The following is a 24,899-nucleotide window of genomic DNA, read 5'->3' as shown; positions in this document are numbered from 1 at the left end:
AACGCGGCGTACGAGGGGTTCGTCGTCGCCAGCGACGGCCATGGCGGCACGGTCTTGTCATTCGCCGTGAATGCGCCGTCGACGCCGGTGCTGGGGGCAGGGCAGGACACGGGCGCGTCGAACACCGACAACATCACCTCCGTCAATGTGCCCACCTTTACCGGGACGGCGCTGCCTGGCGGCACCGTGACGCTCTACGATGGCGCAACCGCCATCGGCACGGCGGTGGTCGCCGGCAACGGCACCTACACGGTCGCGGCATCGCAGGCCCTGGCAGACGGCCAGCATCAGATCGGCGTGACGGTCGGCGACGGTTTGGGCCATGTCAGCGCCGAGTCGACGCTGACCACGCTCACGATCGATACCATGGCGCCAACCGCTCCAGGCGCGCCGACGCTGTTGAACGATACCGGCGCCTCCTTCACCGACGGTATCACCAGCAACGCATCGATCGTCTATGCGACTCCGGTCGGCTCGGACGTCCTGCTCTACAAGGTCAACACCGGGGCCTATTCGACCACGGCGCCGAGCTTCACAACCGACGGCACCTACACCGTTTCCACCGAAGAACGCGATCTCGCCGGCAACGTCAGCGCCGCCTCCAGCCTGACCTTCACGCTCGACACGACGGCGCCGACCGCGCCGGTCGCCCCGACATTGGCTGCCGACACGGGTGTCGCCGGGGACAACATCACCAGCAATGCGACAATCAATTATGCGACGCCAGTCGGCTCGGACGTCCTGCTCTACAAGGTCGGCGCAGGGGTCTACTCGACCACGGCGCCGAGCTTCACCACGGATGGGACCTACACCGTTTCGACGGAAGAACGCGACCTCGCCGGCAATGTCAGCGGCGCGTCCAGCCTGACTTTCACGCTCGACACCACGGCGCCGGCAGCGCCAGCGGCGCCCGTGCTGGTCAGCGACACCGGCACGTGGACCACGGACAACGTCACCAGCAACGCGGCGATCACCTACGCGACTCCGGTCGGCTCGGACGTCCTGCTCTACAAGGTCGGCAACGGCGCCTATTCGACAACAGCGCCGAGCATCACCGCAGATGGCACCTACACCGTCTCGACGGAAGAGCGCGACCTCGCCGGCAATGTCAGCGCCGCGTCCAGCCTGACCTTCACGCTCGACACGACGGCGCCGGCTGCACCGGCCGCCCCGACGCTGGCTGCCGACACGGGTGTCGCTGGCGACAACATCACCAGCAACGCGTCGATCGTCTATGCGACCCCGGTCGACTCGGATGTTTTGCTCTACAAGGTCGGCACCGGCGCCTACTCGACCACAGCGCCAAGCTTTACGGCAGACGGCACCTACACCGTCTCGACCGAAGAGCGCGATCTCGCCGGCAACGTCAGCGGCGCCTCCAGCCTGACCTTCACGCTCGACACGACGGCGCCGACCGCCCCGGGCGCTCCGACGTTGGCCGTCGACACGGGTGTCGTTGGGGACAACATCACCAATAACGCAACGATCAATTATGCGACCCCGGTCGGCTCGGACGTCCTGCTCTACAAGGTCGGCACCGGCGCCTATTCGACCACCGCACCGAGCTTTACTGCGGACGGTACCTATACGGTCTCGACCGAAGAGCGCGATCTCGCCGGCAACGTCAGCGGCGCGTCCAGCCTGACCTTCACGCTCGACACCACGGCGCCGACCACGCCGGTCGCGCCGACGCTGGCCGTCGACACCGGCGCGGCGGGCGACAACATCACCAGCAACGCGACGATCACCTATGCGACCCCGGTCGGCTCCGACGTCCTGCTCTACAAGGTCGGCACCGGCGCCTATTCGACCACGGCGCCGAGCTTTTCCGCAGACGGCACCTACACTGTGTCGACCGAAGAGCGCGATCTCGCCGGTAACGTCAGCGCGGCCTCCAGCCTCACCTTCACGCTCGACACGACGGCGCCGGCCACGCCGGCGGCCCCGGTCCTGACCGACGATACGTCCGGCGGAAGCAAAGTCACAAGCGATCCCGCGATCGCCTATGCGGCCCCGGCAAGCGGCGACACGCTGCTGTATCAAGTCGACAACACCGGCGCCTTCACGACGACGCGGCCGACCTTCTTGACCGACGGCACCCAGGATGGCGTGCATACGGTCTCGGTCGAGGAACAGGATGCCGCAGGCAACACCAGCGGCGCGTCGAGTCTCACCTTCACGCTCGATACGGGCGGCGGAGGCGGCCCCGCGATCCCGACGGCCCCCGTACTGGCGAACGATACGTCGGGCGGTCAGAACGTCACCAGCGATCCGACCATCACCTATGCGGCTCCGGCAAGCGGCGACACGCTGTATTACAAGGTCGGAAGCAGCGGAACCTACTCGACGGTGGCGCCGACGTTCGCCACCGACGGCACCCAGGATGGCACGTACACCGTCTTCGTCGAGCAACGCACGGCGGCCAACGTGGCCAGCGCTGCCTCAACCCTGACCTTCACGCTCGATACGCAGGCGCCCGGCGCGCCCGGCGTCCCGGTGCTGACGCACGACACGTCGGGCGGCATGGGCGTTACCAGCGACCCGTCGATCACCTACGTGACGCCGGCGACCGGTGACACGCTGGTCTATAATCTCGATAACGGCGGCTACACGACGACCCGGCCGACCGTCACAGGCGACGGCACGCATACCGTATCGATCGAGGAGCGGGACGCCGCCGGCAACACCAGCACCGCTTCAAGCCTCACCTTCACGCTCGATACGGCGACCCCGGCCGCCCTCGCTGCGCCGGTGCTGGCGCACGACACGTCGGGCGGCCAGAACATCACCAGCGACCCGACCATCACCTATGCGGCGGCGACGAGCGGCGACACGATCCTCTATCGCGTCGACGGGGCCACGACCTACACCACGGTTCAGCCGACCTTCGCCACCAACGGCACCCAGGACGGCACCCACACGGTTTCCGTCGAGCAGAAGGATGCCGCCGGCAACGTCAGCGCCGCGTCGAGCCTCACCTTCACGCTCGATACGATGACACCGGCGACCGTTACGACGCCGGTGCTGGCGCACGACACGTCGGGCGGCTTGGGCATCACCAGCGATCCGACCATCACCTACGCGGCGGCGGCGAGCGGCGACACGCTGTACTACAAGGTCGACACCGGCGCCTATACGACGACGCTGCCGACCTTTGCCACCAACGGGACGCAAGATGGCGCCCACACGGTCTCGGTCGAGGAGCGCGACGCCGCCGGCAACAGCAGCGCCGCGTCGAGCCTCACCTTCACCCTTGATACGCAGGCGCCGGCCGCCCTCGCGGCGCCGGTGCTGGCCCACGACACGTCGGGCGGTCAGAACATCACCAACGATCCGTCCATCACTTATGCGACGGCCGCCAGTGGCGACACCGTCCTCTACCGCGTCGATGGCGCGACCACCTACACCACGGTTCAGCCGGTTTTCGCCACCAACGGCACCCAGGACGGCACCCACACGGTCTCGGTCGAACAAAAGGATGCCGCCGGCAACGTTAGCGCGGCCTCGAGTCTCACCTTCACGCTCGATACGGTGACGCCGGCTACGTTGGCGACGCCGACGCTGGTGCACGACACGTCTGGTGGTCAAAGCATCACCAGCGATCCGACGATCGCCTACGCGGCGGCGGCGACCGGCGATACGCTGTACTACAAGGTCGACACCGGCGCCTACACCACGGCCCTGCCAACCTTCGCCACCAATGGTATGCAGGACGGCGCCCACACGGTCTCGGTCGAGGAGCGCGATGCCGCCGGCAACAGCAGCGCCGCCTCCAGCCTGACCTTTACGCTCGATACGCAAGCGCCGGCCGCGCCTACGGCGCCCGTGCTGGCCGACGATACGTCCGGTGGCCAAGGCGTCACCCGCGATCCGGCGATCACCTACGCGACTGCCGCGCCCGGCGATACGCTGCTTTACCGGGTCGATGGCGCCACGACCTATACGACGACGGTGCCGACCTTCGCCACCAATGGCACCCAGGACGGCCCTCACACTGTCTCCGTCGAGGAGAAGGATGCCGCCGGCAATATCAGCACCGCCTCGAGCCTCAGCTTTACCCTCGACACGATCACGCCGGTCGTGACGGCCTCGGGACCTGGCGGCGCTTACCACTCAAATATCGGGCCGACCGTCGTCAACGCTTCGGTCGACGTCACCGACACGAGCGGGTCCGCCCTACAATCGGCGATGGTGGTGATTGCCACCGGCCTGCAGGCCGGCGACATCCTTGCCGCCAATACGACCGGAACCAGCATCAGCGCTTCCTATAGCGCCAACACCGGCACGTTGACACTGACCGGCACCGACACGGCAGCCGACTACCAGCAGGTTCTGCGCAGCGTGACCTACACGTCGACGTCGAGCAATCCGACGGTAGGTGGAACCGACGTGACCAGGACCATCGCGTTCAGCGCGAGCGCCGGGCCGTCGAACACCAGCGCGCCGGTCAACACCGCGATCACCGTCGACCAGGCGCCTTTGGCTCCGCCCGCTGCGCCCGCTCAGGGCATGGTGCCGGGCCTGGTGTATACGGGAACCGCCGGAACGTCGGGAACCGGTGCGCTTCGTGGCGATAGCGATCCTGAGGGGGGCACCCTCAGCATCACCCAGGTCAATGGCAGCGCCGGCAACGTCGGCGTGTCGACTGCGGGTGCTTATGGCCATCTGACCTTGAACGCAGACGGATCCGAAACCTATTTGGGCGACAGGGGCCTTGCCATCGTGTCCGCCGTGGACGGGTCGCCGATCACGGACACGTTCACCTACGTCGTCACCGACTCGGAAGGCAGCGCGACGGCGTCGACCGACACCTTCACGGTTTCGCTCGTTGCCGGCGGCATCGAGGCCGTGGCCAATCTCTCCGATGTCGCGGCGCCCGCTCGCGTCCTCAACCTCGGCGCCACGCGGATGAACGTGACGGAGACCGTGGCCGGCACCTATTCGGGCGTGATCCAGAACGGAACGAGCGGCAACGTCGGCGGGGTCCTGTCCGTCGCTGGGCCTGCGGCTCTGACGCTGACCGGCCACAACACCTACACCGGCCGCACCTCCGTCGGCGGCACGCTGGATCTGGCGGCAGGAGGATCCATCGCCACCAGCCAGGCCCTGAAGATGCTGAGCGGCGGGGTGTTCGACATTTCCGGCGAAACCAGCGGCGCGTCGGTGATCAAGGTCAAGGGACCGGGCGGGACGATCAAGCTCGGCAGCCAGACCCTGACCCTCAGCGGCTCGACGATGGGCGAGTTCGACGGCACGATCACCGATGGCGGCGTCGCCGGCGGCACCGGCGGCGTCTTGAAGGTCCTCGGCACGGGCGGTGTCCTTCTGACCGGCGTCAGCACCTACACAGGCAAGACCTCGGTCGCTGCCACGCTGGAACTTGGTGCCGGTGGCGCCATCGCCTCGAGCCAGGCCTTGAAGATGATCGCTGGTGGCGTGTTCGACATCTCCGCCGAAACCGCGGGCGCGTCGGTGATCAAGGTCAAAGGCGTGGGCGGCACGATCAAGCTCGGCAGCCAGACCCTGACCCTCAGCGGGTCGAATATGGGTGAATTCGACGGGACGATTACCGACGGCGGCCTTGCCGGCGGTGCCGGCGGTGTCCTCAAAGTGCTGGGCACAGGCGGTCTCACCCTCACCGGCGTCAACAGCTACACCGGCAAGACTTCGGTCGCTGCGACATTGGCACTCAGCGGTGACGGATCCATCGCTTCAAGCCAGGCCTTGAAGATGATCGCCGGCGGTGTTTTCGACATCTCCGCCGAAACCACCGGCGCGTCGGTGGTCAAGGTCAAAGGCCCGGGCGGGACGATCGAGCTGGGCAGCAAGACCCTGACGCTCAGCGGATCGACGATGGGTGAGTTCGACGGGACCATCACCGATGGCGGCGTCGCTGGCGGCACCGGCGGCGTTCTGAAGGTGCTGGGCGCCGGCGGAGTCTTGCTCACCGGCATCAACAGCTACACCGGTCGGACCTCGGTCGGTGCGACCTTGGAACTCGGCACCGGCGCGTCGATCGCCACGAGCCAGGCGTTGAAGATGCTGCCCGGCGGTGTGTTCGACATCTCCGGCGATACCGGCGGTGCCACGATCAAGAAGCTCAAGGGGACCGGGGGGACCGTCGAACTCGGCGCCCAGACCCTGACGGTGACGGGGTCGACCGCCGGCGAGTTCGACGGCACCATCACCGATGGCGGTATCGCAGGCGGTGCCGGCGGCGTTTTGAATCTCGTGGGTCCTGGCGCTTTGTTGTTGACCGGCACCAGCACCTACACGGGTGGTACGATCGTCGGCAGCGGCAGCACGCTGGAACTGGACGGGGCAGGCGCTGCAGGATCGGGCACGATCACCTTCAACGGCGCGGGCACGGTGAAACTGGATGCGCCGGCCTTGACGGCTGTGTCGGGCACGCAATCGAGCTTCGGCAACACGATCGCTGGTATGGGCGTCGGCGACGCGCTCGACCTCGCCAGCCTGGCGTTTTCGTCCGGGTCCACCACCGCGACGATCAGCAACGGCGTCCTCACTGCCACGTCCGGCGGCAACAGCGTGACGCTGAACCTCACGGGCGTCGCCGACGGGACGCAGTTCACCGCGGCGGCCGATGCCACCGGCGGCACCGTGATCACGCAGACGCCGGTCATTCCGGGGGCTTTCGTCTACACGCCGGCTTCTGCCCCAGGTTCGAGCCAGGCGGTCACGCCGAGCGGCGACCTCGCACCGTCGCCGGCGACGATGCTGGCCGACGCCTTGAACGCGCCGAGCAACAGTGCGTCCAGCACCTTCACCGCACCCGCATCGCAAGGGTCGGCCGCGAGCCTTGCGACACCGGCGCATGCCTGAGCGGCATGACCTGCCAACCCCATGGCGTGGTGTCTCTCTACAGACACCACGCCGAACAAGGCGCCGCACCTGGCATCTGAAAGACGGTCAAAGCCCGCCGAGATAATCGGTCTTGCCGAGCGCAACACCCTCGGCGCGGAGGATGTCGTAGGCGGTCGTGACGTGGAAGAAGAAGTTCGGGATGGCGAGTTTGAAGAGATAGGTCTCGGCTGTGAAGTCCATCGCCGCTGCGCCGAACTTCACGCTGATCGGCCGCGACGCAGCCGCCGCGATGTCGTCTGCCGGCACGCTGTCGATATAGGCGAGCGTATCCTTGATCCGCTTCTGCAGCGCAGCCAGCGTGGTTTCGGTGTCGGCGAACGGCGGCGCGGTGACGCCCGCGAGCCGTGCCGTACAAATCTTCGCGGCGTCGCTGGCGCTCTGCACCTGGCCAGCCAGGGTGCGCATGTCGGGCGCGAGCCGCTTTGTCACGAACGCGTCCGGATCTATTCCCGCGGCCGTCGCATGGGCGCTCGCCTTGTCCAGAATCAAGGAGAGTTGCTGCAACCCGCGCTGAAAGACGGGCACCGACGCGGTGAAGAATGTCAGGGACATGGACGAATCCGTATGGGCTCGAGAGATTTATACCGGTCGGTATAGATCAGAGCCATGCCAGGGATTCAAGTGCCACTGTTTCATCGGCCGCGGTAGCGTCGACATCCAACAACCTTGCGGGCGCGACATCGCGCGAGCCCGTAAGATCCAGCTCTACGGCAACAGCCCTCGCGGAGACATCCGCGAGGGCTGTGAAATAACGCTCATTCATCCGGATACTGGGTGCGACCCGGCATTGCGCCCATCAGGGCTTCGGAAGGCCCGGCGCGCAGTCGGTACGATCGGCGGTCTGCAGATTGCCCTTGTTCGGCTCGGCCGAGGTAGCCTCGACATGACCGGGGGTACCCGGTGCCGGGATGCCGCCCGCGCGCGGATCCGTGCCGCGGTCGTAGTTCTGCGCCGAGAAGGTCGGGCAGCCCGGACGCTGCTGCGCGCTCGCGGCGCCCGCGAAGGCGAGAGCAAAGAGCGGAACGGTAACGGTCACCAAGGTCAGTTTCTTCAACATGTCTGTTCTCCAGTTGTCCGAACGACGACTGCACTACAGAGCTCAACAGTCCCGATTGAACCGGCCTCGGAGATCACTGCCGTCTCTTGCTTGGTCATGTGCATATCGCCGGTGGCGGCTTGAATCGACGGCGCTTTGAACATCCGCCGAGTTCGGACTTAATCATAGCGACGACAGCGGACACATGGGAAGCCGCAATTTCAGGCGCAAGGCATCGTCGGTGGCCAAACAGAGCAAGAAATCAAGTCTGCTTCGACGTCACGACAATGCTTGCCTATCTTTCCGGCAATAGCGACGCGCAAGCCGGATGTATTCAGACTTTTAACCGTCATCTAGTCTTGTTTGACTGGATTGCGCGTATCGCGACGACCGTCCCGACGACGTCCGCATGCTCACACGAGCCGGTCGAGCCGCAGCCTCTGTCTATCATCGGTCATGTGTCGGACCGCCAGAAACGCAATGACGACCGACGCCAGGCCGCTCGCACCGCCGAGCAGGAACATCAGCAGAATCTGGTATTTCACCGCTTCCAGCGGGTCCATGCCGCCAAGAATCTGGCCGGTCATGATGCCGGGCAGGGTGACGATCCCCGACGCCGACATCGCGTTGATCATCGGCAGCATCCCCTGGCGGATGCCCTGCACGATGATCGGCCGCGCCGCCTCTCGGAACGTCGCGCCGAGCGCCAGCTGTGCCTCGATCGCCATGCGCTCGCGGTCGAAGCCGCTGAGCACGACGTCCAGCGTGATGCTGCCGGTGTTCAGCACATTGCCGAGGATGATACCGACGAGCGGGATGGCGTAATGCGGATCGAACCAAGGGTCCGGCCGGATCGCCGTGGTCAGCGCGAGAAGCGCGGTCAGCAGCGTCGCGAGGCCGACGCTCGTTGCGCCGATGATGTAATTCGCGCCGCCCTTCAGGCGTTTTGCCGGGCGTGTCGCGACCTCGCGTCCAGCCACGAGCAGCATCACGACCACGACCGCGAGCGTCGCCGCGGGGTTGTTCAGCGTGAACACGAAGCGCAGCACGAAGCCGATGGTGACCAGTTGCAGCACCATGCGCACCGCCGCGATGGCGATCCGCTTGTGCAGGCCGAGGTGCAGCCACAGCGACAACGCGGCATCGAACACGATAAGCAAGGCGGCGATCGCCAGATCGCCTGGCGTGAGCGCAATGGCGTTCATCTTGGATCGAGCTTTCCTGCGGTCAGCGTGTAGTGCTGGTGGCCCAGCCGGTCGCGCTGGCTGTCATCGTGCGAGACGAGGACGATGATGAGCCCCTCCGCCATCAACGCTCGCAGCACCGTCTCGACCCGTGCGGTGCTGGTGGGATCGAGCGCACTCGTCGGTTCGTCCAGGAGAAGCGCACGCGGGCGGGCGACCAGCGCTCGGATCAGGCCGAGACGTTGCCGCTCGCCGGTCGAAAGCAGACGCACGGGCCGCGCGAACACGGCGGGATCGAGCGCCAGCTGTGCGGCATAGGTCTCGGCGGCATGGCGCGTGGCGCTGGAAAAATGGTCGGCGACGTCCTCGCTCCACCAGCCGGCCTCGGCGGCGACGTAGACCACCTGCCGCCGCCATTCCGGCGCGGGGACACGGCAGCGATCCATGTTGCCAAGGGTCGCAGTGCCGCTATGCGGATCGAGGTCGGCAAGCATTCGCAGCAGCAGGCTTTTGCCCGATCCCGAGGGGCCGGCGATGGCCGCGCAGTGCCCTGGTTCGACGCGGAGGTCGATGGGGCCGATGATCGCGTTCTGGAGGTTTTGGAGGTTAAGCATCAATAACGATCCGAGGTTCGCCTTTTCCGTGACGAGAAACAGAGCGATGCGACATCCATCGCGGGTCTTTGACAATCACCGCTGAATCGCTGAGGTCACATTTAGCAGAAAGATTGCGCTTCCATCCTGATCGAAGGATCCGACATGTCCGTGCTTGACCACGCCGCCGACACCGCCTCGGGCCAGGGCAAGCCAAAGCTGGAAGGCCGCGCCGTCGCCGCCGTCATCCTCGGCAATGCGCTCGAATTCTACGATTTCACCACCTATTCCTTCTTCGCGGTGTTCATCGGCAAGGCATTTTTTCCCGCCACCGACGAAGTCACCAGCCTGTTGCTTTCGGTGGCGACGTTCGGCATCGGGTTTCTGACACGCCCGATCGGCGGCGTGCTCATCGGCGCCTATGCCGACCGCGCCGGGCGCAAGCCGGCGATGCTGCTGACCATCGGAATGATGGCGGTCGGCATGATCATGCTGGCGGCGACGCCGAGCTACGCTTCCATCGGCATCGCCGCGCCGATTCTGGTGGTGCTCGGGCGGCTGATTCAGGGGTTTGCGCTGGGCGGCGAGGTCGGGCCCTCCACCGCCTACCTTCTCGAAGCCGCGCCGTCGGAAAAGCGCGGCTATATCACCAGCTGGCAGCTGGCGAGCCAGGGCGTCGCCACGCTGCTTGCCGGCGCCATCGGTTTCGTCATGTCGGTCGTGCTTTCGCAGGGCGCGCTGGAGAGCTGGGGCTGGCGGGTGCCGTTCATCCTCGGCATCGCCATCGTCCCGGTCGGCCTCATCATCCGCAACCAGCTGCCGGAGACGGCTGGCAAGGAAAGTTCCGAGGCGGACAAGGCGGAAGAATCCACGGTGGGCGTGCTGAAGCGCCTGTTCCGCGACCACCGCGGCATCATGCTGGCGGCGATGGCGATCATCACCGCCGGCGCGGTGTCAAATTCCGCCGGCGCCTACATGACGAGCTACGCCAAGACGACGCTGCACCTGCCGGAGAGCACGTCGATCGCCGCGACCTTGATGCTGGGGGTGGCGTCGCTGATCTTCTGCCTCGTCGGCGGCTGGCTCTCCGACCGCTATGGACGAAAAGTGATCATGATCGTGCCCCGCGCGCTTCTCGTGCTGGTTGCCTACCCCGCCTATTACCTGATGGTGCATCGTCCTAGCGCCGTCACGGTGTTCGCGGCGACGGGGTTGATCTCGGCGCTGTCGTCGATCTGCAGCAGCGCCGCCATCGTCGCCATCCCGGAGTCGCTGCCGCGCGCGGTGCGCAGCGCCGGGCTGGCCATCGCCTATGCCATCGGCGTCGCCATTTTCGGTGGCACGGCGCAGCTGGTGGTGACGTGGCTGATCAAGGTGACCGGCGATCCGCTGTCGCCGGCGTACTACCTGCTAGCCGCCAGCATGCTCGGCGTCGTCGCGCCGTTCTTCATGAGGGAGACCGGGCGCAAGCCGCTGATCGATTAGGCCGCGACCGACTCCGCCGGCAACGCCTCCGCGACGCCGATCAGACTGTCGCGGGTGACCAGGGCGGCGAGCGCGTCCTCGCTCCAGCCCTCCGTCCCGGCGGGGCGCATCGGCAAGACCATGTAGCGCATATCGGCGGTGCTATCGTGCACACGCAGTTCGACGTCGTCGCGGAGCTGCATGCCGAACTCGGCCAGCACGGCACGCGGCTCGCGCACGGCGCGGCTGCGGTAGGCGATGCCTTTGTACCAGGCCGGCGGCAGGCCGAGCAGCATGCGCGGATAGCAGGAGCACAGGGTGCAGACGATCATATTGTGGAGCTTTGGCGTGTTCTCCATGACGAGGATATGGAACACGCCGGCCTCGAAGCCGAACTCGGCGGCCGCGGCGCGGGCATCGCTCAGAAGCCGCTCCTTGTAGGCCGGATCGATCCAGGCGCGGGCGACCATTTTTGCGCCGCTGCCGGCGTTGCGGCCTTCCATCGCCTCGACCTCGCGCCGCACATCCTCCGGCGTGAAAACGCCCTTCTCGATGAGCAGCTCGCGGAGCGCGATCTCCATCTGCTGGTAATGCGACGGTGGCCCGTCGGCCACGACGACGACGCCCTCGTGCGGGTGATCGTGGGCGTGGTCACCGTGATGGTGGTCGTGCGCCATGAGCGTCCTCGATCTGCCCCTCTCCCCCTTGCGGGGAGAGGCTGGGAATGGGGTTGCGGTGTTCTTCCACGGGTCGAAGCAGATTGAAAGACCCCTACCCTGACGCGCCCCGCAAGGGGAGGGGGATCAGGCTTCGGCGGTTACCCGGCGTCGGCGTGCGCGAGATCGCCGGTGGCGTGGTTCTTCGTCGGGCTTTCCACGTGCTTGGGCATCAGCATCGCGTCGACGACCAGCGGGTGCAGCGCGGGGTCGCCGCGCTCCGCTTGCGCGATCAGCAGCGCATGCATCTTCGGCGTCCAGAATTTTACGATATGGCCGGAAATTCCGGCGATCGCCTGGTCGTGTGGATAGGAGCCGAAGAACTGCGCCATCTGGTTCGCCATCATCGCGAGCTTGGCGGCCTTCTTCGCGACGAGATCACCGTGGTCGCTCATTCCGCGGCTTCCATTTTCGGCGCCACGCGGGTCAGCGCGACATCCTCCTCGAAGAAGCGCGCCTGCCAATCGGACATCCGGTTGGTCTTGCGCACCTGCACGGCGGTCACCTTGTATTCCGGGCAGTTGGTGGCCCAGTCGGTGTAGTCCGTCGTGATGACGTTGGCGCCTGTCTTGGCATGGTGGAAGGTCGTGTAGACCACGCCCGGCTGCATCCGCTCGCTGATCCGCGCCTTGATGGCAATGTCGCCGGAGCGGCTTTCCAGCGCCACGAGGTCGCCGTCCTTGACGCCGCGAAGCTCGGCATCGAACGGATGGATCTCGAGAACATCTTCCTCGTGCCACATCGAGTTCGACGTGCGCCGCGTCTGCGCGCCCACGTTGTACTGGCTGAGGATGCGCCCGGTCGTCAGGATCAACGGGAAGCGCGGGCCGGCCCGCTCTTCCGTCGCCTGGAACTCGGTGATCATGAACTTGCCCTTGCCGATCACGAAGTGACCGACATGCATGGTCGGCGTGCCCTCGGGCGCGTCGTCGTTGCACGGCCACTGCACCGAACCCAGACGCTCGAGCGTCTCGTAGCTGACGCCCTTGAAGGACGGTGTCGTCGCCGCGATCTCGTCCATGATCTGGCTGGGATGGGTGTAGGTCATCGGCAGGCCGAGTGCGTTGCTGAGCAGCATGGTCGCCTCCCAGTCGGCATAGATGCCGAGCGGCGCCATCACCTTCCGCACGCGGCTGATGCGGCGTTCGGCGTTGGTGAAGGTGCCGTCCTTTTCGAGGAACGACGACCCCGGCAGGAACACGTGGGCGTATTTCGCGGTCTCGTTGAGGAAGATGTCCTGCACGACGACGCATTCCATCGCGCGGAGACCCGATGTGACGTGATGGGTGTCGGGGTCGGACTGGGCGATGTCCTCGCCCTGGACGTAGAGCCCTTTGAACGTGCCTTCGACGGCTTCGTCGAGCATGTTGGGGATACGCAGGCCAGGCGTGCGCTGCAGCGACACACCCCAGAGCGCCTCGTACATTTCGCGGGTCGCGTCGTCGGAGACGTGGCGATAGCCCGGGTACTCGTGCGGGAACGAGCCCATGTCGCACGAGCCCTGCACGTTGTTCTGACCGCGCAGCGGGTTCACGCCCATGCCGATACCGCCGATATTGCCGGTGGCCATGGCGATGTTGGCCATGCCCATGACCATGGTCGAGCCCTGGCTGTGCTCGGTGACGCCAAGCCCGTAGAAAATCGCGCCCTTGCCGCCGGTGGCGTAGAGACGCGCTGCGGCGCGCACGTCGGCGGCCGGAGCGCCGATGACGCCTTCCTGCTGCTCCGGCGAATGCCTGACATCGGCGACGAAACGCGCCCAAGCCTCGAAATCATTGAGGTCGCAACGCTCGCGCACATAGGCCTCGTTGACGAGCCCTTCGGTCACGATGACATGCGCGAACGCGTTGATCAGCGCGACGTTGGAGCCGGGCTTCAGCGGCAGATGATAGTCCGCGCGGATGTGCGGGGATTTGACAAGGTCGATCTTGCGCGGATCGGCGACGATCAGGCGGGCACCTTCACGCAGCCGCTTCTTCATGCGCGAGGCGAAGACGGGATGGCCGTCGGTCGGGTTGGCGCCGATGACGAGGATCACGTCCGCCTCTTCCACCGAGGCGAATTCCTGGGTGCCGGCCGAGGTGCCGAGCGTCGCGCCGAGGCCGTAGCCGGTCGGCGAGTGGCAGACGCGGGCGCAGGTGTCGACGTTGTTGTTGCCGAAGGCGCCGCGGATCAGCTTTTGGACCAGATAGGTCTCTTCGTTGGTGCAACGTGACGAGGTAATGCCGCCGATGGAATCCGTGCCGTACTTGGCCTGCAAGCGCTTGAACTCGCTGGCGGCGTAGGCAATCGCCTCGTCCCAAGAAACTTCGCGCCATTCGTCGGTGATCGCGGCGCGGATCATCGGCTTGGTCATGCGATCCTTGTGGGTCGCGTAGTTCCAGGCGAACCGGCCCTTGACGCAGGAATGACCGTCGTTGGCCTTGCCGTCCTTGGAAGGCACCATGCGCACGACCTTGTCGCCCTGCATTTCCGCCTTGAAGGAGCAGCCGACGCCGCAATAGGCGCAGGTGGTCACCACCGCATGCTCGGGATGGCCCATCTGGATCACCATCTTCTCGTTCAGCGTCGCTGTCGGGCAGGCCTGCACGCAGGCGCCGCAGGAGACGCATTCCGAGCCGAAGAAGTCGGTGCCGCTCGGCGACACCTTGGATTGAAAGCCGCGTCCCTCAATGGTCAGCGCGAAGGTGCCTTGCACCTCTTCGCAGGCGCGGACGCAGCGCGAACACACGATGCACTTGGAGGATTCGAAGCTGAAATAGGGGTTCGAATCGTCGATCGGCGCCTGCTTGTGCTTCTCGCCGTCGTAGCCGTAGCGCACGTCGCGCAGGCCGACCTGGCCCGCCGTGTCCTGCAGCTCGCAGTCGCCGTTGGCGGAGCAGGTCAGGCAATCCAGCGGATGGTCGGAGATGTAGAGCTCCATCACGCCCTTGCGCAGCTTGGCAAGGCGCTCGTTCTGCGTATGGACGACCATGCCGTTGTCGGCGGGCGTCGTGCAGGAGGCCGGCGTGCCGCGCCGTCCCTCGATTTCGACTAGGCAAAGCCGGCACGATCCATAGGCTTCCAGCGAGTCGGTCGCGCAGAGCCGTGGGATCTTCGTGCCCATCGTGACCGAAGCGGCCATCACCGAGGTGCCCTTCGGCACGGTGACCTGGTTCCCGTCGATTGTGAGGGTGACCGTTTCGTCCGAGACGCGGATCGGCGTGCCGGTGTCGAGTTCCTGGATGAGCGGCATGGGGCTCTACCTATTCGGCTGCGATACGGAGAGGGGCCGGGACAAAATCGCCCGGAAAATGCGTCATGGCGCTGACGACGGGGATCGGGGTCAGGCCGCCCATCGCGCAGAGCGATGCGTCGGTCATCGTCTGACAGAGGTCGGAGACCAGCGTCATGTTCTTGTCGACGTCCGTGCCGGCGATGATCTTGTCCATCGTCTCGACGCCGCGCACCGCGCCGATCCGGCACGGGGTGCACTTGCCGCAGCTTTCCGCCGCGCAGAATTCGAAGGCGAAGCGCGCCTGGGCCGCGAGATCGACGGTGTCGTCGAAGACGACGATGCCGCCGTGCCCGACGAGCCCGGCCTTTGCGGCGAACGCTTCATAATCGAGCGGGGTGTCGAACAGGCTTTCCGGCCAGTAGGCGCCGAGCGGGCCGCCGACCTGCACCGCACGGATCGGACGGCCGCTGGCCGTGCCGCCGCCGAAATCCTCGATCGCTTCGCGCAGAGTCATGCCGAAGGCGACTTCGATCAGACCGCCATGCTTGATGTTGCCGCCGAGTTGGATGCACAACGTGCCGCGCGAGCGCCCCATGCCGTAGTCCGCATAGGCCTGCGCGCCATGCGCCAGCACATACGGGACGGTGGCGAGCGACAGCACGTTGTTGACGGCCGTCGGCAGGCCGAACAGGCCTTCAAGCGCCGGCAGCGGCGGCTTGGCGCGCACCACGCCGCGGCGGCCTTCAAGGCTTTCCAGCAGCGAGGTCTCTTCGCCGCAGATATAGGCGCCGGCGCCGAGCCGGGCTTCCAGCGTGAAGGCGCGGCCACAACCGAACACCGATGGCCCCAGCGCGCCTTCGCGGGTCGCGATCTCGATGGCGCGCGACATCGTCTTGAAGGCGTGCGGATATTCCGAGCGGATGTAGATGTAGCCCTTGGTCGCGCCGACGGCGAGGCCGGCGATGGTCATGCCCTCGATGAGCATGAAGGGGTCGCCCTCCATCACCATGCGATCGGCGAAGGTGCCGCTGTCGCCTTCGTCGGCGTTGCAGACGATGTATTTCTGGTCGGCCTGCGCCAGGCGCACCGTGTTCCACTTGATGCCGGTCGGGAAGCCGGCGCCGCCGCGGCCGCGCAGGCCCGAGGCCTTCACCATCTCGGTGATGGCTTCCCCCTCCATCGCGATCGCGGCTTCGAGGCCGGCGTAGCCGCCATGGGCGCGATAGTCGGTGATCGACAGCGGATCGACAACGCCGCAGCGCTCGAAGGTTAGCCGCGTCTGCCTGGCAAGGTAGGGGATCTCTTCCGGCTTGCCGAGGCGCAGCAAATGGTCGCCGCCATTCAGAAAGTCCGCGGCGATCAGGCTGTCGATGTCGCCGGGCTTGACCGGGCCGTAGGCGATACGCCCCTCGGGAGTCGCGACCTCGATCATCGGCTCCAGCCAGAACAGGCCGCGCGATCCGGTGCGCACGATGCTGATGTCCGGGACCAACTTCGCCAGAAGCGCGGCAGCGACCTTGTTGGCGCCGCAAGCGATCGCCGCGGCGTCGCAGGGAACGTAGATCGTGATCATGCGCGGGCCTCCGCGATCATCGCGTCGATCGCGGAACTGTCGAGATTGCCGACCGGCTCGTCGTCGACCAGGGCTGCCGGCGCGTTGGCGCAGAGGCCGAGGCAGAACACCGGCTGCAGCGTAATCGCGCCGTCGACGGTGGTGCCGTGCCAGTCCACACCGAGCTTTTCCATCATCTGTCTGTGCAAGGCGACGGCGCCGCGCGACTGGCATGCCTCGGCGCGGCAGAGCTTCACGGTATGGCGGCCCGGCAGGTGGTCGCGGAAATCATGGTAGAAGGTGATGGTGCCGTGGATCTCGGCGCGCGACAGGTTGAGCGCTTCGGCCATGACAGGCACGATCGCCTTGTCGATGAAACCGAAGCGCTCCTGCAGCGCATGGAGCATCGGTAGCGCGGCGCCATCGCGCCCCGCGAAACTGGCAACGATCTGCGTCGCCTCACCCGTATTCCAGGCGTCGTAAGAGGGCATGTTCCGTCCCAGGTTCTTTTTTGATTGCCGATACGGAACAAGAATACTTCTAAAGATTCAATAACGTTCCTTCGTGCGTCGATAGAAGATATCTATCGTTCAGGCTCTTGTGTCTGAAGGCTTATGGCTAGGCGTTCAGCCTCACGGACCAAGGCATTCGTCAGGGGGCTAATCGAATAGCGCTGGGGAACGACGAGCCCGATGAGGTGGACGACGGTCGGTGCCTGGATCGGAATCGACCGCACATGCGCCGGAAGAAGGATGCTGTCGGTGATCGTCGAGGGCATGACACTAGACCATTGGCCCGTCATGACATGCGACAACAGGGCAGTGATCGAATTGGATTCCAACAGTGGCGCCGCCGGAGCGTGGCTGTCGTGCATCATCTGATCGATGATGCGCCGATTCTGCATATCGGGCGTGAGCAGGCACAGCGGGATCTCGCCGAGCTCGCGCCAGGAGACGCTGGTCCGGCCGCCCATCGGGCCAGCCGCAGCGGTCAGCAGGCGGTAGCCCTCGTGATAGAGCGGTACCGTCTTCACCCCGCCAAGCGGCTCGTTTTCGAGGTAGGTGATCCCGGCATCGACATCGAGATTGCTCAACTCTTTGAGCACGTCGGTTGACGACCGCGAGATGATGGAAAAGCGCACGCCAGGGTGCCGATCGCGAAACGGGGTGGTCAGCGCCGCGCCCATCGACAGGGCGGTGGGGATGATCGCCAGCCGCAGATGTCCGGTGAGCCCGCGCTTCAGAGCATCGAGGTCCTGGCGCATCGCCTTGGCGTCGCCAACGATCCGCCGTGCCCAGGCCAGCACGTGTTCCCCTTCCGGGGTGAACCCTTGGAACCGCGAGCTCCGGCGCACGATGACCACACCGAGCTGTTCCTCGATCTGCTTCAGCCCGGCGGACATCGTCGGCTGGGTCACGCCGCAGGCCTCCGCGGCACGGCCGAAATGCTGCTCGCGAGCCAGCGCGATGACGTAATTCAGCTTATCTATCAATGAGCCATTCCAGTGGCGCCGCACGATACCGCGCCGCCGGCCAACCTTATGTCGGCAAAGTCCCGGGGACCAGTAACTGCAGCGAACCATTCGGACGTCTTTGGGTTCTCATGTCGATCGGGCGAACAGGCCGTCTCTGGTCTTGAAATCGAAGGATAATCAGAATGGCTTATGACGAGTTCAAGGGCGGCGTGAACGAAGTCGCCGGCAAGGTGCAATCGAAGGTCGGCGAGGCGACCGGCGACCATGAAATGCAGGCGGACGGCACTGTCCGGAACCTCGCAGGTCAGGCGCAGTCGCTCTACGGCGACCTGAAGAGCGGCGTAAGCGATGTCGCCGACGGTATCGTGGACATGGCAAGCCAACGCCTCGGTCCCGACAATGGAAGGCGCTTCAGGACGCGGTGCAGAAATATCCGCTCGTGGCGCTGGCTCTCGCCGCTGCCGCCGGTTTCTTCCTGTCGTCGCTGACGTCGAAGTAAGCGTCGCGCTCGCACTTGCCGCTGAGAAGGCGATACGAAAATGCTACGCCATCACGTTGATGGCGTGGCAGCAACTACGGACAGGGCGTTATCCGCGGTCCGCAGGTTCGAGTGGGGTTGCAACCGTCTTGAGACCTGGGATGACCGGCGGGTTCGACGGCAGTCCTTGCGACAGCACCGGTGTCGTTCTAGACGGCGCCGCGTTTATGCTAGCGCGCTCTATCGCTCTCATCGTGTCACGGTTCGCACGGCCGACGTCACGGCTTCGCGTCAACGCGAGAAAGTCGGTACGGCGGTAGGGGAAATGCCCGCTGCCGTGAAAGATCCGGACGCCGCGGGGCGTCATGACCGCATCGCCGCGCCGCAGCGTGAAGTCATGCAGCAGAGATAGCGCTTTCCCATCTACGCCGTCCCTGTGACAGGTGCAGGCGTCGTCAAGAACGGTGGTGTAGTGGAAAGCGTCCGGAAGTTTCGAGTAGTTTTGTCCGGTCGCGACGTTGATCCCTGCGCCGATCTGGTCGGCGTCGCGTGGAAGCACGTATAGCGCCGTCTTGGCATCGGGGCAGGACGCTTGGCAGGTCGCCTGGTGGGCCGCGTCGTCACCCTTGCCATGGTAGATGCCGACCGGAAACGCATAGCCGTCGCACAGGCGGACACACATGGTGCGGGTGCCCGAGGTCGGCACGGGCCGTCGGTTATGCAAGGCGGCCTCGCGCCGATGGCGATGCGCGCGGGGCAGGATCGGGTTCGCGACCATTGCCGGCTCGCGGCGCTCGGCAAATCCGCCAAACAGCGTCGACATTGCGCCAAAAATGCCGTCGTCCGCGATCGAGGGTCGGGCGACGGGGCCGCCGGCAAGAAATCCGATGGTCGCAACGATGAAGCCGGTTGCGACGGCGGTTTTGAACCGCGCCGCCTTCGAGCCAAAACGACGGCGGCCATACCTGAATAAAAAGGTGTGAATGGTATCGCGCATGGTCGTTTCCGGTGAGCGCCGCAGCTCGATTTCGTAAGCCAGGAACCAAGGCAAGACAATGCGGAGACACCCGGCGTACCACTATGTGCTTAACGCCGGCGTGGGGGGCGGACGCTTTCTGGTGCCATCGTTGTTGCATCGCACCAAGCATCGGCGCTAGAAAACCGAACTCGAATGGACCCGGTGTGAACCCGGGTGGCTATTTCGGCCGCCAATCCGCCGAACAACGCTTCATGCCCGCATGTGCCATCCGGCTCAGGTCTGACGGAGCGCGGCTGACTGCGAGAACGCTCCTCATGACATTGTCGTCCATCCGCCAGGATTGGCTTCGCCGTCCCGTGCCCGAGATGCTGGCCGGTGCGGTCGCCACCTTCGCCCTGATTCCGGAGGTCATCGCTTTTGCGGCGGCTGCCGGGGTCGATCCGCAGGTCGGCCTGTTTGCGTCGTTCATCATCGGCATCGTCATCGCGTTTGCCGGCGGTCGCCCGGCGATGATCTCGGCGGCGGCCGGATCGGTGGCTCTCGTTGCCGCGCCCCTGGTCCACGCCCATGGCCTGCCGTTCCTGCTCGCGGCCGGCGTCCTGGCGGGTGCCATCCAGATCGTCTTCGGCCTGTGCCGTCTCGGCGTGTTGATGCGCTTCGTGTCGAAGTCCGTCCGCACGGGCTTCGTCAATGCGCTGGCGATCCTCATCTTCGCGGCGCAGGTGCCGCAGATCATCGGCGGCGGCTGGATCGCCTATGCGGTGCTGGCCGCCGGGCTGGCGCTCATCTACCTCGTGCCCCGCGTCACCACGGCCGTTCCTTCGCCGTTGATCTGCATTCTCGTGCTCACGGCGGGTGCGATCTGGCTTCACCTGCCGGTCAAGACGGTCGCGGATCTCGGGCGTCTCCCAAGTGCGCTGCCGCTGTTCGCCTGGCCCGCCGTGCCGCTGAGCCTCGACACGTTGCGCATCATTGCCGGGCCGGCGCTGGCGATCGCCATGGTGGGACTGCTGGAGTCCCTGATGACGGCCAGCGTGGTCGACGATCTTACGGGGACGCCGAGCTCGAAGAACCGGGAATGTACCGGGCTTGGGCTCGCCAACATCGTGGCGAGCCTATTCGGTGGCATCGCCGGCTGCGGCATGATCGGCCAGACGGTCAGCAACGTGAAGTACGGGGGTCGCGGGCGGCTCTCGACCCTCTTCGCCGGGGCCTTCCTGCTCATCCTGATGGTCGCGCTCAAACCATGGGTGTCCCAGGTGCCGGTCGCCGCTCTCGTCGCCATCATGATCATGGTTTCGGTCGACACGTTCGACTGGTCGTCTCTGCGCACGCTGATCGCGCATCCAAAAGTGTCGAGCGTCGTCATGATGGCGACCGTGCTCGTCACGGTCGCGAGCTCCAACCTCGCTTTGGGCGTCACGGTCGGGGTGATCCTGAGCGGCGTGTTCTTCGCCTTCAAGGTCGCCAGCCTGTTGCGGGTCGAGACGGAAACCGACGCGGCAAAAAGCCGACTGACCTATCGGGTCTCGGGCCAGGTTTTCTTCGCGTCCGCCGACATCTTCGTCGACGCCTTCGCGATCGCGGATGCCGCGGGAATGGGCGTGCAGATCGACGTATCTCAGGCCCATTTCTGGGATGTCACCGCTGTCGCCGCGCTCGACAAGGTCGTCGAACGGTTCAAGGCCCATGCGGTGGCAGTCGAGGTCATCGGGATCAACGCCGCGAGTTCGACGCTCATGGAGAGGCTGGAAAGGCAACGGCCTTTCGGCATCATCTGATGACTCGCGCCGCGCCCGTGATGTCGATCGCCGAGGCGCATCGGCTGCTCACCAGCCCCGGTGCCCGCTTCGAGATGGAAGCGCTCGACCGAGGCGGCCGGCCGGTGCGTGCTTGGAAAAACGGCCCCAAAAGCCTCGTCGATCTGTACATGGGGGCGGCGGCATTCAGCACACGCACCTTCATGGTCTACGAGCAGGAACGCGTAAGCTTCGATGCGTTCCGGCGCGCCGCCATGGCGTTCGCGCAGGCGCTTATCGCCCACGGCGTCGCCAAGGGCGATCGCGTCGCCATCGTCATGCGCAATCAGCCGGAATGGCCTGTGGTTTTCTATGGCGTTGCGCTCGTAGGCGGGATCGCGACGCCGCTCAACGCGTGGTGGTCGGCCGCCGAGCTTGCGTTTGCGATCAAACAGTCCGGCGCGACAGTCGCCGTCTTCGACGAGGAGCGGTTCGAGCGTGTTCGCGACGTCTTGCCGGAATGCGCGGACGTCCGCTTGCGCTTCGTGTCGCGCCACATCGGCCCCGTGCCGGACGGCGTGCGATCGCTCGAAGGTCTGATCGGCCGGCCCGACGATTGGGCGCGCCTGCCTCCGGCGGGCGCACCGCCGCGCGCGGTCGGGCCGGAGGACAGCGCGACCCTCTTTTACACGTCCGGGACATCCGGCTTGCCGAAGGGCGTGCTGGCGACTCATCGGGCCGTCACGACGCCGATTTTCGCGACGCTGCTGTCGCATGCGCGGGCCTTCGTCCGACGCGGCGAGGTCCCTCCGGTGCCAGATCCGAATACCAAGCAGAAGCGCTATCTCCTGGCGATCCCGCTGTTTCACGTCACCGGCTGCTTCTCCACGCTGGCGATCGCGATGGCCGTCGGCGGCATGCTGGTTCTGCTTCGCAAGTGGGAGCCGGAAGCGGCGATGGCCCTGATCGCGCGCGAACGGATCGCCGCTATCGGCGGTGTCCCGACGATCGCGTGGCAACTGCTCGAACATCCGAGGCGCCACGAATACGATCTGTCGAGCGTGGATGCGGTCAGCTACGGCGGCGCCCCGGCCGCGGCCGAGCTGGTGCGGCGGCTTCGCCAGGATTTTCCCGCCGCCCATGTTGGCTGCGGCTGGGGGATGACCGAGACCTGTGCGACCCTCACCCACCATTTCGCGGAGGATTGTGAGGATCGACCCGAGAGCTGCGGTCCCGCGACGCCAGTCGCGGACTTGAAGATCGTCGACGCGGATGGCGTGACGCTGCCGATCGGCGAAATCGGCGAACTTTGGGTGCGCGGGCCTCATGTGATCACCGGCTATTGGGGGATGCCCGAAGCCGCCGCCGCCGCGGACGGCTGGCTCAGGACTGGCGACCTCGCCCGCCTCGACCACGAGGGGTTCTGCTACATCGTCGATCGCGCCAAGGACGTCATCATCCGTGGCGGCGAGAATATCTATTCCGTCGAAGTGGAAAACGTTCTGTACCACCACCCCGCGGTGATGGACGCCGCGCTGGTGCCGATTTTTCACCCGATCCTCGGCGAGGAGGCGGGTGCCGTGGTCACGCTGAAACCGGGCGCGCAGGCTAGCGAAGACGAGCTCAAGGCCTTCGTCCGCCATCGTCTCGCTGCGTTCAAGACGCCGACGCGAATCCTTACGCATGACGCGCCACTGCCGCGCAACGCAAATGGCAAGATCATCAAGGCCGAGTTGCGCAAGCTTTTCGTCGGCAGGGCATCGACGGAGCCGATCGAGCTTTAGAGCCTCGGACGATGTATCAAGATTGCAGTGCGACGTTCGCCAAAAACGCGTCGCGGCAGATCGGCCGGAAATCTGGTGATAGGGTGCAAGAAATCGCTGCCGGCGATCGGGAAGCGCCGCTTCCTTCCCAAGTCTTCCGACCGAACAAGTCTTCCGACCGAACAAGTCTCGCGAAAGCTTAGGAAATGGTCGGAGTGAGAGGATTCGAACCTCCGACCCCCTCGTCCCGAACGAGGTGCGCTACCAGGCTGCGCTACACTCCGACACAGGTCCGGGCACGATGGCCTGGACCGTCAGTGCGCCGCTTATAGCGAGGGGTCTGGCCGGGCACAAGGGCGGGACGGAAATCCTGAGACGAAATCGCGCGGGGCGCTTGTGTGGCGCTACGATGCGCCTACGTCAGGCAGAGATGCCGGGAAGGGCAATGCAATCATGACCGCCGCAACACTGACGCCCGTCGGGCCCGACCTCGCCGTGCGGATCGAGGGTTTGCATTGCGCCTCCTGCGTCGGGCGCGTCGAACGGGCGGTCCGGGCGCTGCCCGGGATTTCACGGGCCGACGTCAATCTGGCGACGCAGACCGCCACGATCGCACCCGGGACCGCCGACGGCGCGGCGGTGGCGAGCGCGATTGCGAATGCCGGCTACAAAGCTCTGCCGAGGGAACGCATACTGGCGCTGAGTGGTCTGCACTGCGCCTCGTGTGTCGGGCGGGTGGAGGAGGCCCTGCGCCGGCAGCCGGGCGTTCTTGAAGCCGAGGTCAACCTGGCGACCGAGCGCGCCCGCGTCGTGCTGTTGGACCCTTCCGTGGATCTCGTCGGCGCCGTGACACGGGCCGGCTATGGCGCCCGCGACCTCGACAATGCCGCGCCGCGCCCCGATCGGGCCACTGCGCAGCGCACGGAGGTCGCGACGTTGTCCCGCGACGTCTGGGTCGCCCTGGCGCTCAGCCTGCCGCTGGTTCTCGTTGAAATGGGCGGCCATGTCGTCCCGGCGTTCCACGCCTGGACGATGCAATGGCTCGGCATGGGGCCGCTGCACCGCGCCGAGCTGGTGTTGACCACGCTGGTCCTGTTCGGCCCCGGGCGTCGGTTCTTCACCATCGGCCTTGCGAGCCTTTGGCGTCTGGCGCCGGAGATGAACGCGCTTGTCGCGCTGGGAGCCGGCGCGGCCTACCTGTTTTCGGTTGCTGCCACCGTGGCGCCTCGTGTCGCCGGATCGGACGTCTACTTCGAGGCGGCGGCGATCATCGTCACGCTGATCCTGCTCGGGCGCATGCTGGAGGCGCGCGCCAAAGGACAGACCGGCGCGGCGATCGAGCGTCTGATCGCCCTGCAGCCGGCAGTCGCGCATCGCATCGGCGCAGATGGCGCGCAGGATGTAGCGATCGCGTCCGTTGCGGTCGGCGATCGGTTGCTGGTCAAACCGGGCGAGCGGGTGCCGGTCGACGGCGTGATCGATGAAGGGGCGTCGTACGTGAACGAGTCCATGCTGACCGGGGAAGCGCGTCCCGTCGGCAAGGCTGTGGGCGCGGAGGTCACCGGCGGTGCCGTCAACGGTACGGGAAGCTTTGTATTCCGCGTCACGCATGTGGGCGCGGACACCGCGCTGGCGCGCATCGTCGCGATGGTGGAAGCCGCACAAGGCGCCAAGCTCCCGGTCCAGGCGCTGGCGGATCGGGTGACCGCCTGGTTCGTGCCGGCGGTCATCGTCATCGCCACGCTCACCTTCGGTGTCTGGGTACTGGCCGGCGCCTCCATCGGCTTCGCGTTGATCAATGCGGTCGCGGTGCTCATCA

Annotated in this window: 17 protein-coding genes, 1 tRNA gene and 1 other annotated feature; of the genes, 6 read left to right on the top strand and 12 right to left on the bottom strand. The window is 65.9% G+C overall.

Annotated features, from left to right (window positions below):
- The first annotated feature begins 54 nt into the window (after positions 1 to 54).
- Positions 55 to 6,843: an Ig-like domain-containing protein gene (locus GSQ79_RS01475; RefSeq protein WP_210252977.1), complete on the top strand. Its 6,789-nt coding sequence runs from the start codon at positions 55 to 57 to the stop codon at positions 6,841 to 6,843.
- Between the two features lie 87 nt (positions 6,844 to 6,930).
- Here GSQ79_RS01475 and GSQ79_RS01470 read toward each other — a convergent pair whose 3' ends face one another.
- From GSQ79_RS01470 to GSQ79_RS01455, 4 genes are all read right to left on the bottom strand, one after another.
- The gene (locus tag GSQ79_RS01470; RefSeq protein WP_158806964.1) at positions 6,931 to 7,437 is read right to left on the bottom strand and encodes a DUF1993 family protein; all 507 of its coding nucleotides are present in this window, start codon (positions 7,435 to 7,437) and stop codon (positions 6,931 to 6,933) included.
- Positions 7,438 to 7,681: 244 nt separating this feature from the next.
- On the bottom strand, positions 7,682 to 7,942 hold the full coding sequence (locus GSQ79_RS01465) for a hypothetical protein (protein ID WP_158806963.1): 261 nt from the start codon (positions 7,940 to 7,942) through the stop codon (positions 7,682 to 7,684).
- Between the two features lie 392 nt (positions 7,943 to 8,334).
- Positions 8,335 to 9,126, bottom strand: coding sequence for an iron export ABC transporter permease subunit FetB (gene fetB, locus GSQ79_RS01460; protein WP_158806962.1), 792 nt, complete (start codon positions 9,124 to 9,126; stop codon positions 8,335 to 8,337).
- Positions 9,123 to 9,719 carry an ATP-binding cassette domain-containing protein gene (locus GSQ79_RS01455; RefSeq protein ID WP_158806961.1) on the bottom strand — a complete coding sequence of 199 codons (597 nt, stop codon included), beginning with the start codon at positions 9,717 to 9,719 and terminating at the stop codon, positions 9,123 to 9,125. The genes fetB and GSQ79_RS01455 overlap by 4 nt, the downstream gene beginning before the upstream one ends.
- 144 nt (positions 9,720 to 9,863) lie before the next feature.
- Between GSQ79_RS01455 and GSQ79_RS01450 the strand changes: the two genes are divergently transcribed.
- On the top strand, positions 9,864 to 11,183 hold the full coding sequence (locus tag GSQ79_RS01450) for an MFS transporter (RefSeq protein ID WP_158806960.1): 1,320 nt from the start codon (positions 9,864 to 9,866) through the stop codon (positions 11,181 to 11,183).
- Here GSQ79_RS01450 and nthA read toward each other — a convergent pair.
- The 6 genes from nthA to GSQ79_RS01420 form a co-directional block, all read right to left on the bottom strand.
- On the bottom strand, positions 11,180 to 11,839 hold the full coding sequence (gene nthA, locus GSQ79_RS01445) for a nitrile hydratase subunit alpha (protein ID WP_158806959.1): 660 nt from the start codon (positions 11,837 to 11,839) through the stop codon (positions 11,180 to 11,182). The genes GSQ79_RS01450 and nthA overlap by 4 nt on opposite strands.
- Positions 11,840 to 11,979: 140 nt before the next feature.
- Positions 11,980 to 12,273: a formate dehydrogenase subunit delta gene (locus tag GSQ79_RS01440; protein ID WP_158806958.1), complete on the bottom strand. Its 294-nt coding sequence runs from the start codon at positions 12,271 to 12,273 to the stop codon at positions 11,980 to 11,982.
- Positions 12,270 to 15,113 (bottom strand): formate dehydrogenase subunit alpha, encoded by a 2,844-nt coding sequence (fdhF, locus tag GSQ79_RS01435; protein ID WP_158806957.1) that lies wholly within the window; start codon positions 15,111 to 15,113, stop codon positions 12,270 to 12,272. Before fdhF ends, GSQ79_RS01440 begins: the two co-directional genes overlap by 4 nt.
- 10 nt (positions 15,114 to 15,123) lie before the next feature.
- Positions 15,124 to 16,668, bottom strand: coding sequence for an NADH-quinone oxidoreductase subunit NuoF (locus GSQ79_RS01430; protein WP_158806956.1), 1,545 nt, complete (start codon positions 16,666 to 16,668; stop codon positions 15,124 to 15,126).
- On the bottom strand, positions 16,665 to 17,138 hold the full coding sequence (locus tag GSQ79_RS01425) for a formate dehydrogenase subunit gamma (RefSeq protein ID WP_158806955.1): 474 nt from the start codon (positions 17,136 to 17,138) through the stop codon (positions 16,665 to 16,667). Before GSQ79_RS01425 ends, GSQ79_RS01430 begins: the two co-directional genes overlap by 4 nt.
- A gap of 92 nt (positions 17,139 to 17,230) precedes the next feature.
- Positions 17,231 to 18,139, bottom strand: coding sequence for a LysR family transcriptional regulator (locus tag GSQ79_RS01420; RefSeq protein ID WP_158806954.1), 909 nt, complete (start codon positions 18,137 to 18,139; stop codon positions 17,231 to 17,233).
- Between the two features lie 164 nt (positions 18,140 to 18,303).
- On the opposite strand from GSQ79_RS01420, the gene GSQ79_RS01415 reads away from it, so the two are divergent.
- A complete protein-coding gene (locus tag GSQ79_RS01415) occupies positions 18,304 to 18,609 on the top strand; it encodes a CsbD family protein (protein WP_158806953.1) in 306 nt (101 codons plus the stop codon).
- 99 nt (positions 18,610 to 18,708) lie between these two features.
- Here GSQ79_RS01415 and GSQ79_RS01410 read toward each other — a convergent pair whose 3' ends face one another.
- Entirely contained in the window at positions 18,709 to 19,596 is an 888-nt protein-coding gene (locus GSQ79_RS01410) for a DUF2865 domain-containing protein (protein ID WP_158806952.1), read from the bottom strand.
- Positions 19,597 to 19,769: 173 nt separating this feature from the next.
- Positions 19,770 to 19,825, top strand: a sequence feature (sul1 is cis-regulatory element that is thought to sense ions involved in sulfur or methionine metabolism; They are found in Alphaproteobacteria).
- 67 nt (positions 19,826 to 19,892) lie between these two features.
- On the opposite strand from GSQ79_RS01410, the gene GSQ79_RS01405 reads away from it, so the two are divergent.
- Together GSQ79_RS01405 and GSQ79_RS01400 are read left to right on the top strand one after the other, a co-directional pair.
- Entirely contained in the window at positions 19,893 to 21,359 is a 1,467-nt protein-coding gene (locus GSQ79_RS01405; RefSeq protein ID WP_158806951.1) for a SulP family inorganic anion transporter, read from the top strand.
- Positions 21,359 to 23,101 (top strand): class I adenylate-forming enzyme family protein, encoded by a 1,743-nt coding sequence (locus GSQ79_RS01400; RefSeq protein WP_158806950.1) that lies wholly within the window; start codon positions 21,359 to 21,361, stop codon positions 23,099 to 23,101. The genes GSQ79_RS01405 and GSQ79_RS01400 overlap by 1 nt, the downstream gene beginning before the upstream one ends.
- A 186-nt stretch (positions 23,102 to 23,287) precedes the next feature.
- Here GSQ79_RS01400 and GSQ79_RS01395 read toward each other — a convergent pair.
- Positions 23,288 to 23,364: transfer RNA gene (locus GSQ79_RS01395), tRNA-Pro, on the bottom strand.
- A 169-nt stretch (positions 23,365 to 23,533) separates the two neighbouring features.
- Between GSQ79_RS01395 and GSQ79_RS01390 the strand changes: the two genes are divergently transcribed.
- The coding region (locus GSQ79_RS01390) for a heavy metal translocating P-type ATPase (RefSeq protein ID WP_158806949.1) at positions 23,534 to 24,899 on the top strand (1,366 nt) is incomplete at its 3' end.

Source organism: Beijerinckia sp. L45 (assembly GCF_009765775.1).
Classification (GTDB): domain Bacteria; phylum Pseudomonadota; class Alphaproteobacteria; order Rhizobiales; family Beijerinckiaceae; genus RH-AL1.
This window is presented reverse-complemented; position numbering and strand designations above follow the sequence as displayed.

Bases quoted from the DNA above. Each gene is read 5' to 3' on its own strand.
- GSQ79_RS01470 (WP_158806964.1), bottom strand. From the start codon at position 7,437: ATGTCCCTGACATTCTTCACCGCGTCGGTGCCCGTCTTTCAGCGCGGG.
- fdhF (WP_158806957.1), bottom strand. From the start codon at position 15,113: ATGCCGCTCATCCAGGAACTCGACACCGGCACGCCGATCCGCGTCTCG.
- fetB (WP_158806962.1), bottom strand. From the start codon at position 9,126: ATGAACGCCATTGCGCTCACGCCAGGCGATCTGGCGATCGCCGCCTTG.
- GSQ79_RS01430 (WP_158806956.1), bottom strand. From the start codon at position 16,668: ATGATCACGATCTACGTTCCCTGCGACGCCGCGGCGATCGCTTGCGGC.
- GSQ79_RS01425 (WP_158806955.1), bottom strand. From the start codon at position 17,138: ATGCCCTCTTACGACGCCTGGAATACGGGTGAGGCGACGCAGATCGTT.
- GSQ79_RS01440 (WP_158806958.1), bottom strand. From the start codon at position 12,273: ATGAGCGACCACGGTGATCTCGTCGCGAAGAAGGCCGCCAAGCTCGCG.
- GSQ79_RS01405 (WP_158806951.1), top strand. From the start codon at position 19,893: ATGACATTGTCGTCCATCCGCCAGGATTGGCTTCGCCGTCCCGTGCCC.
- GSQ79_RS01455 (WP_158806961.1), bottom strand. From the start codon at position 9,719: ATGCTTAACCTCCAAAACCTCCAGAACGCGATCATCGGCCCCATCGAC.
- GSQ79_RS01450 (WP_158806960.1), top strand. From the start codon at position 9,864: ATGTCCGTGCTTGACCACGCCGCCGACACCGCCTCGGGCCAGGGCAAG.
- GSQ79_RS01465 (WP_158806963.1), bottom strand. From the start codon at position 7,942: ATGTTGAAGAAACTGACCTTGGTGACCGTTACCGTTCCGCTCTTTGCT.
- GSQ79_RS01410 (WP_158806952.1), bottom strand. From the start codon at position 19,596: ATGCGCGATACCATTCACACCTTTTTATTCAGGTATGGCCGCCGTCGT.
- nthA (WP_158806959.1), bottom strand. From the start codon at position 11,839: ATGGCGCACGACCACCATCACGGTGACCACGCCCACGATCACCCGCAC.
- GSQ79_RS01415 (WP_158806953.1), top strand. From the start codon at position 18,304: ATGGCTTATGACGAGTTCAAGGGCGGCGTGAACGAAGTCGCCGGCAAG.
- GSQ79_RS01400 (WP_158806950.1), top strand. From the start codon at position 21,359: ATGACTCGCGCCGCGCCCGTGATGTCGATCGCCGAGGCGCATCGGCTG.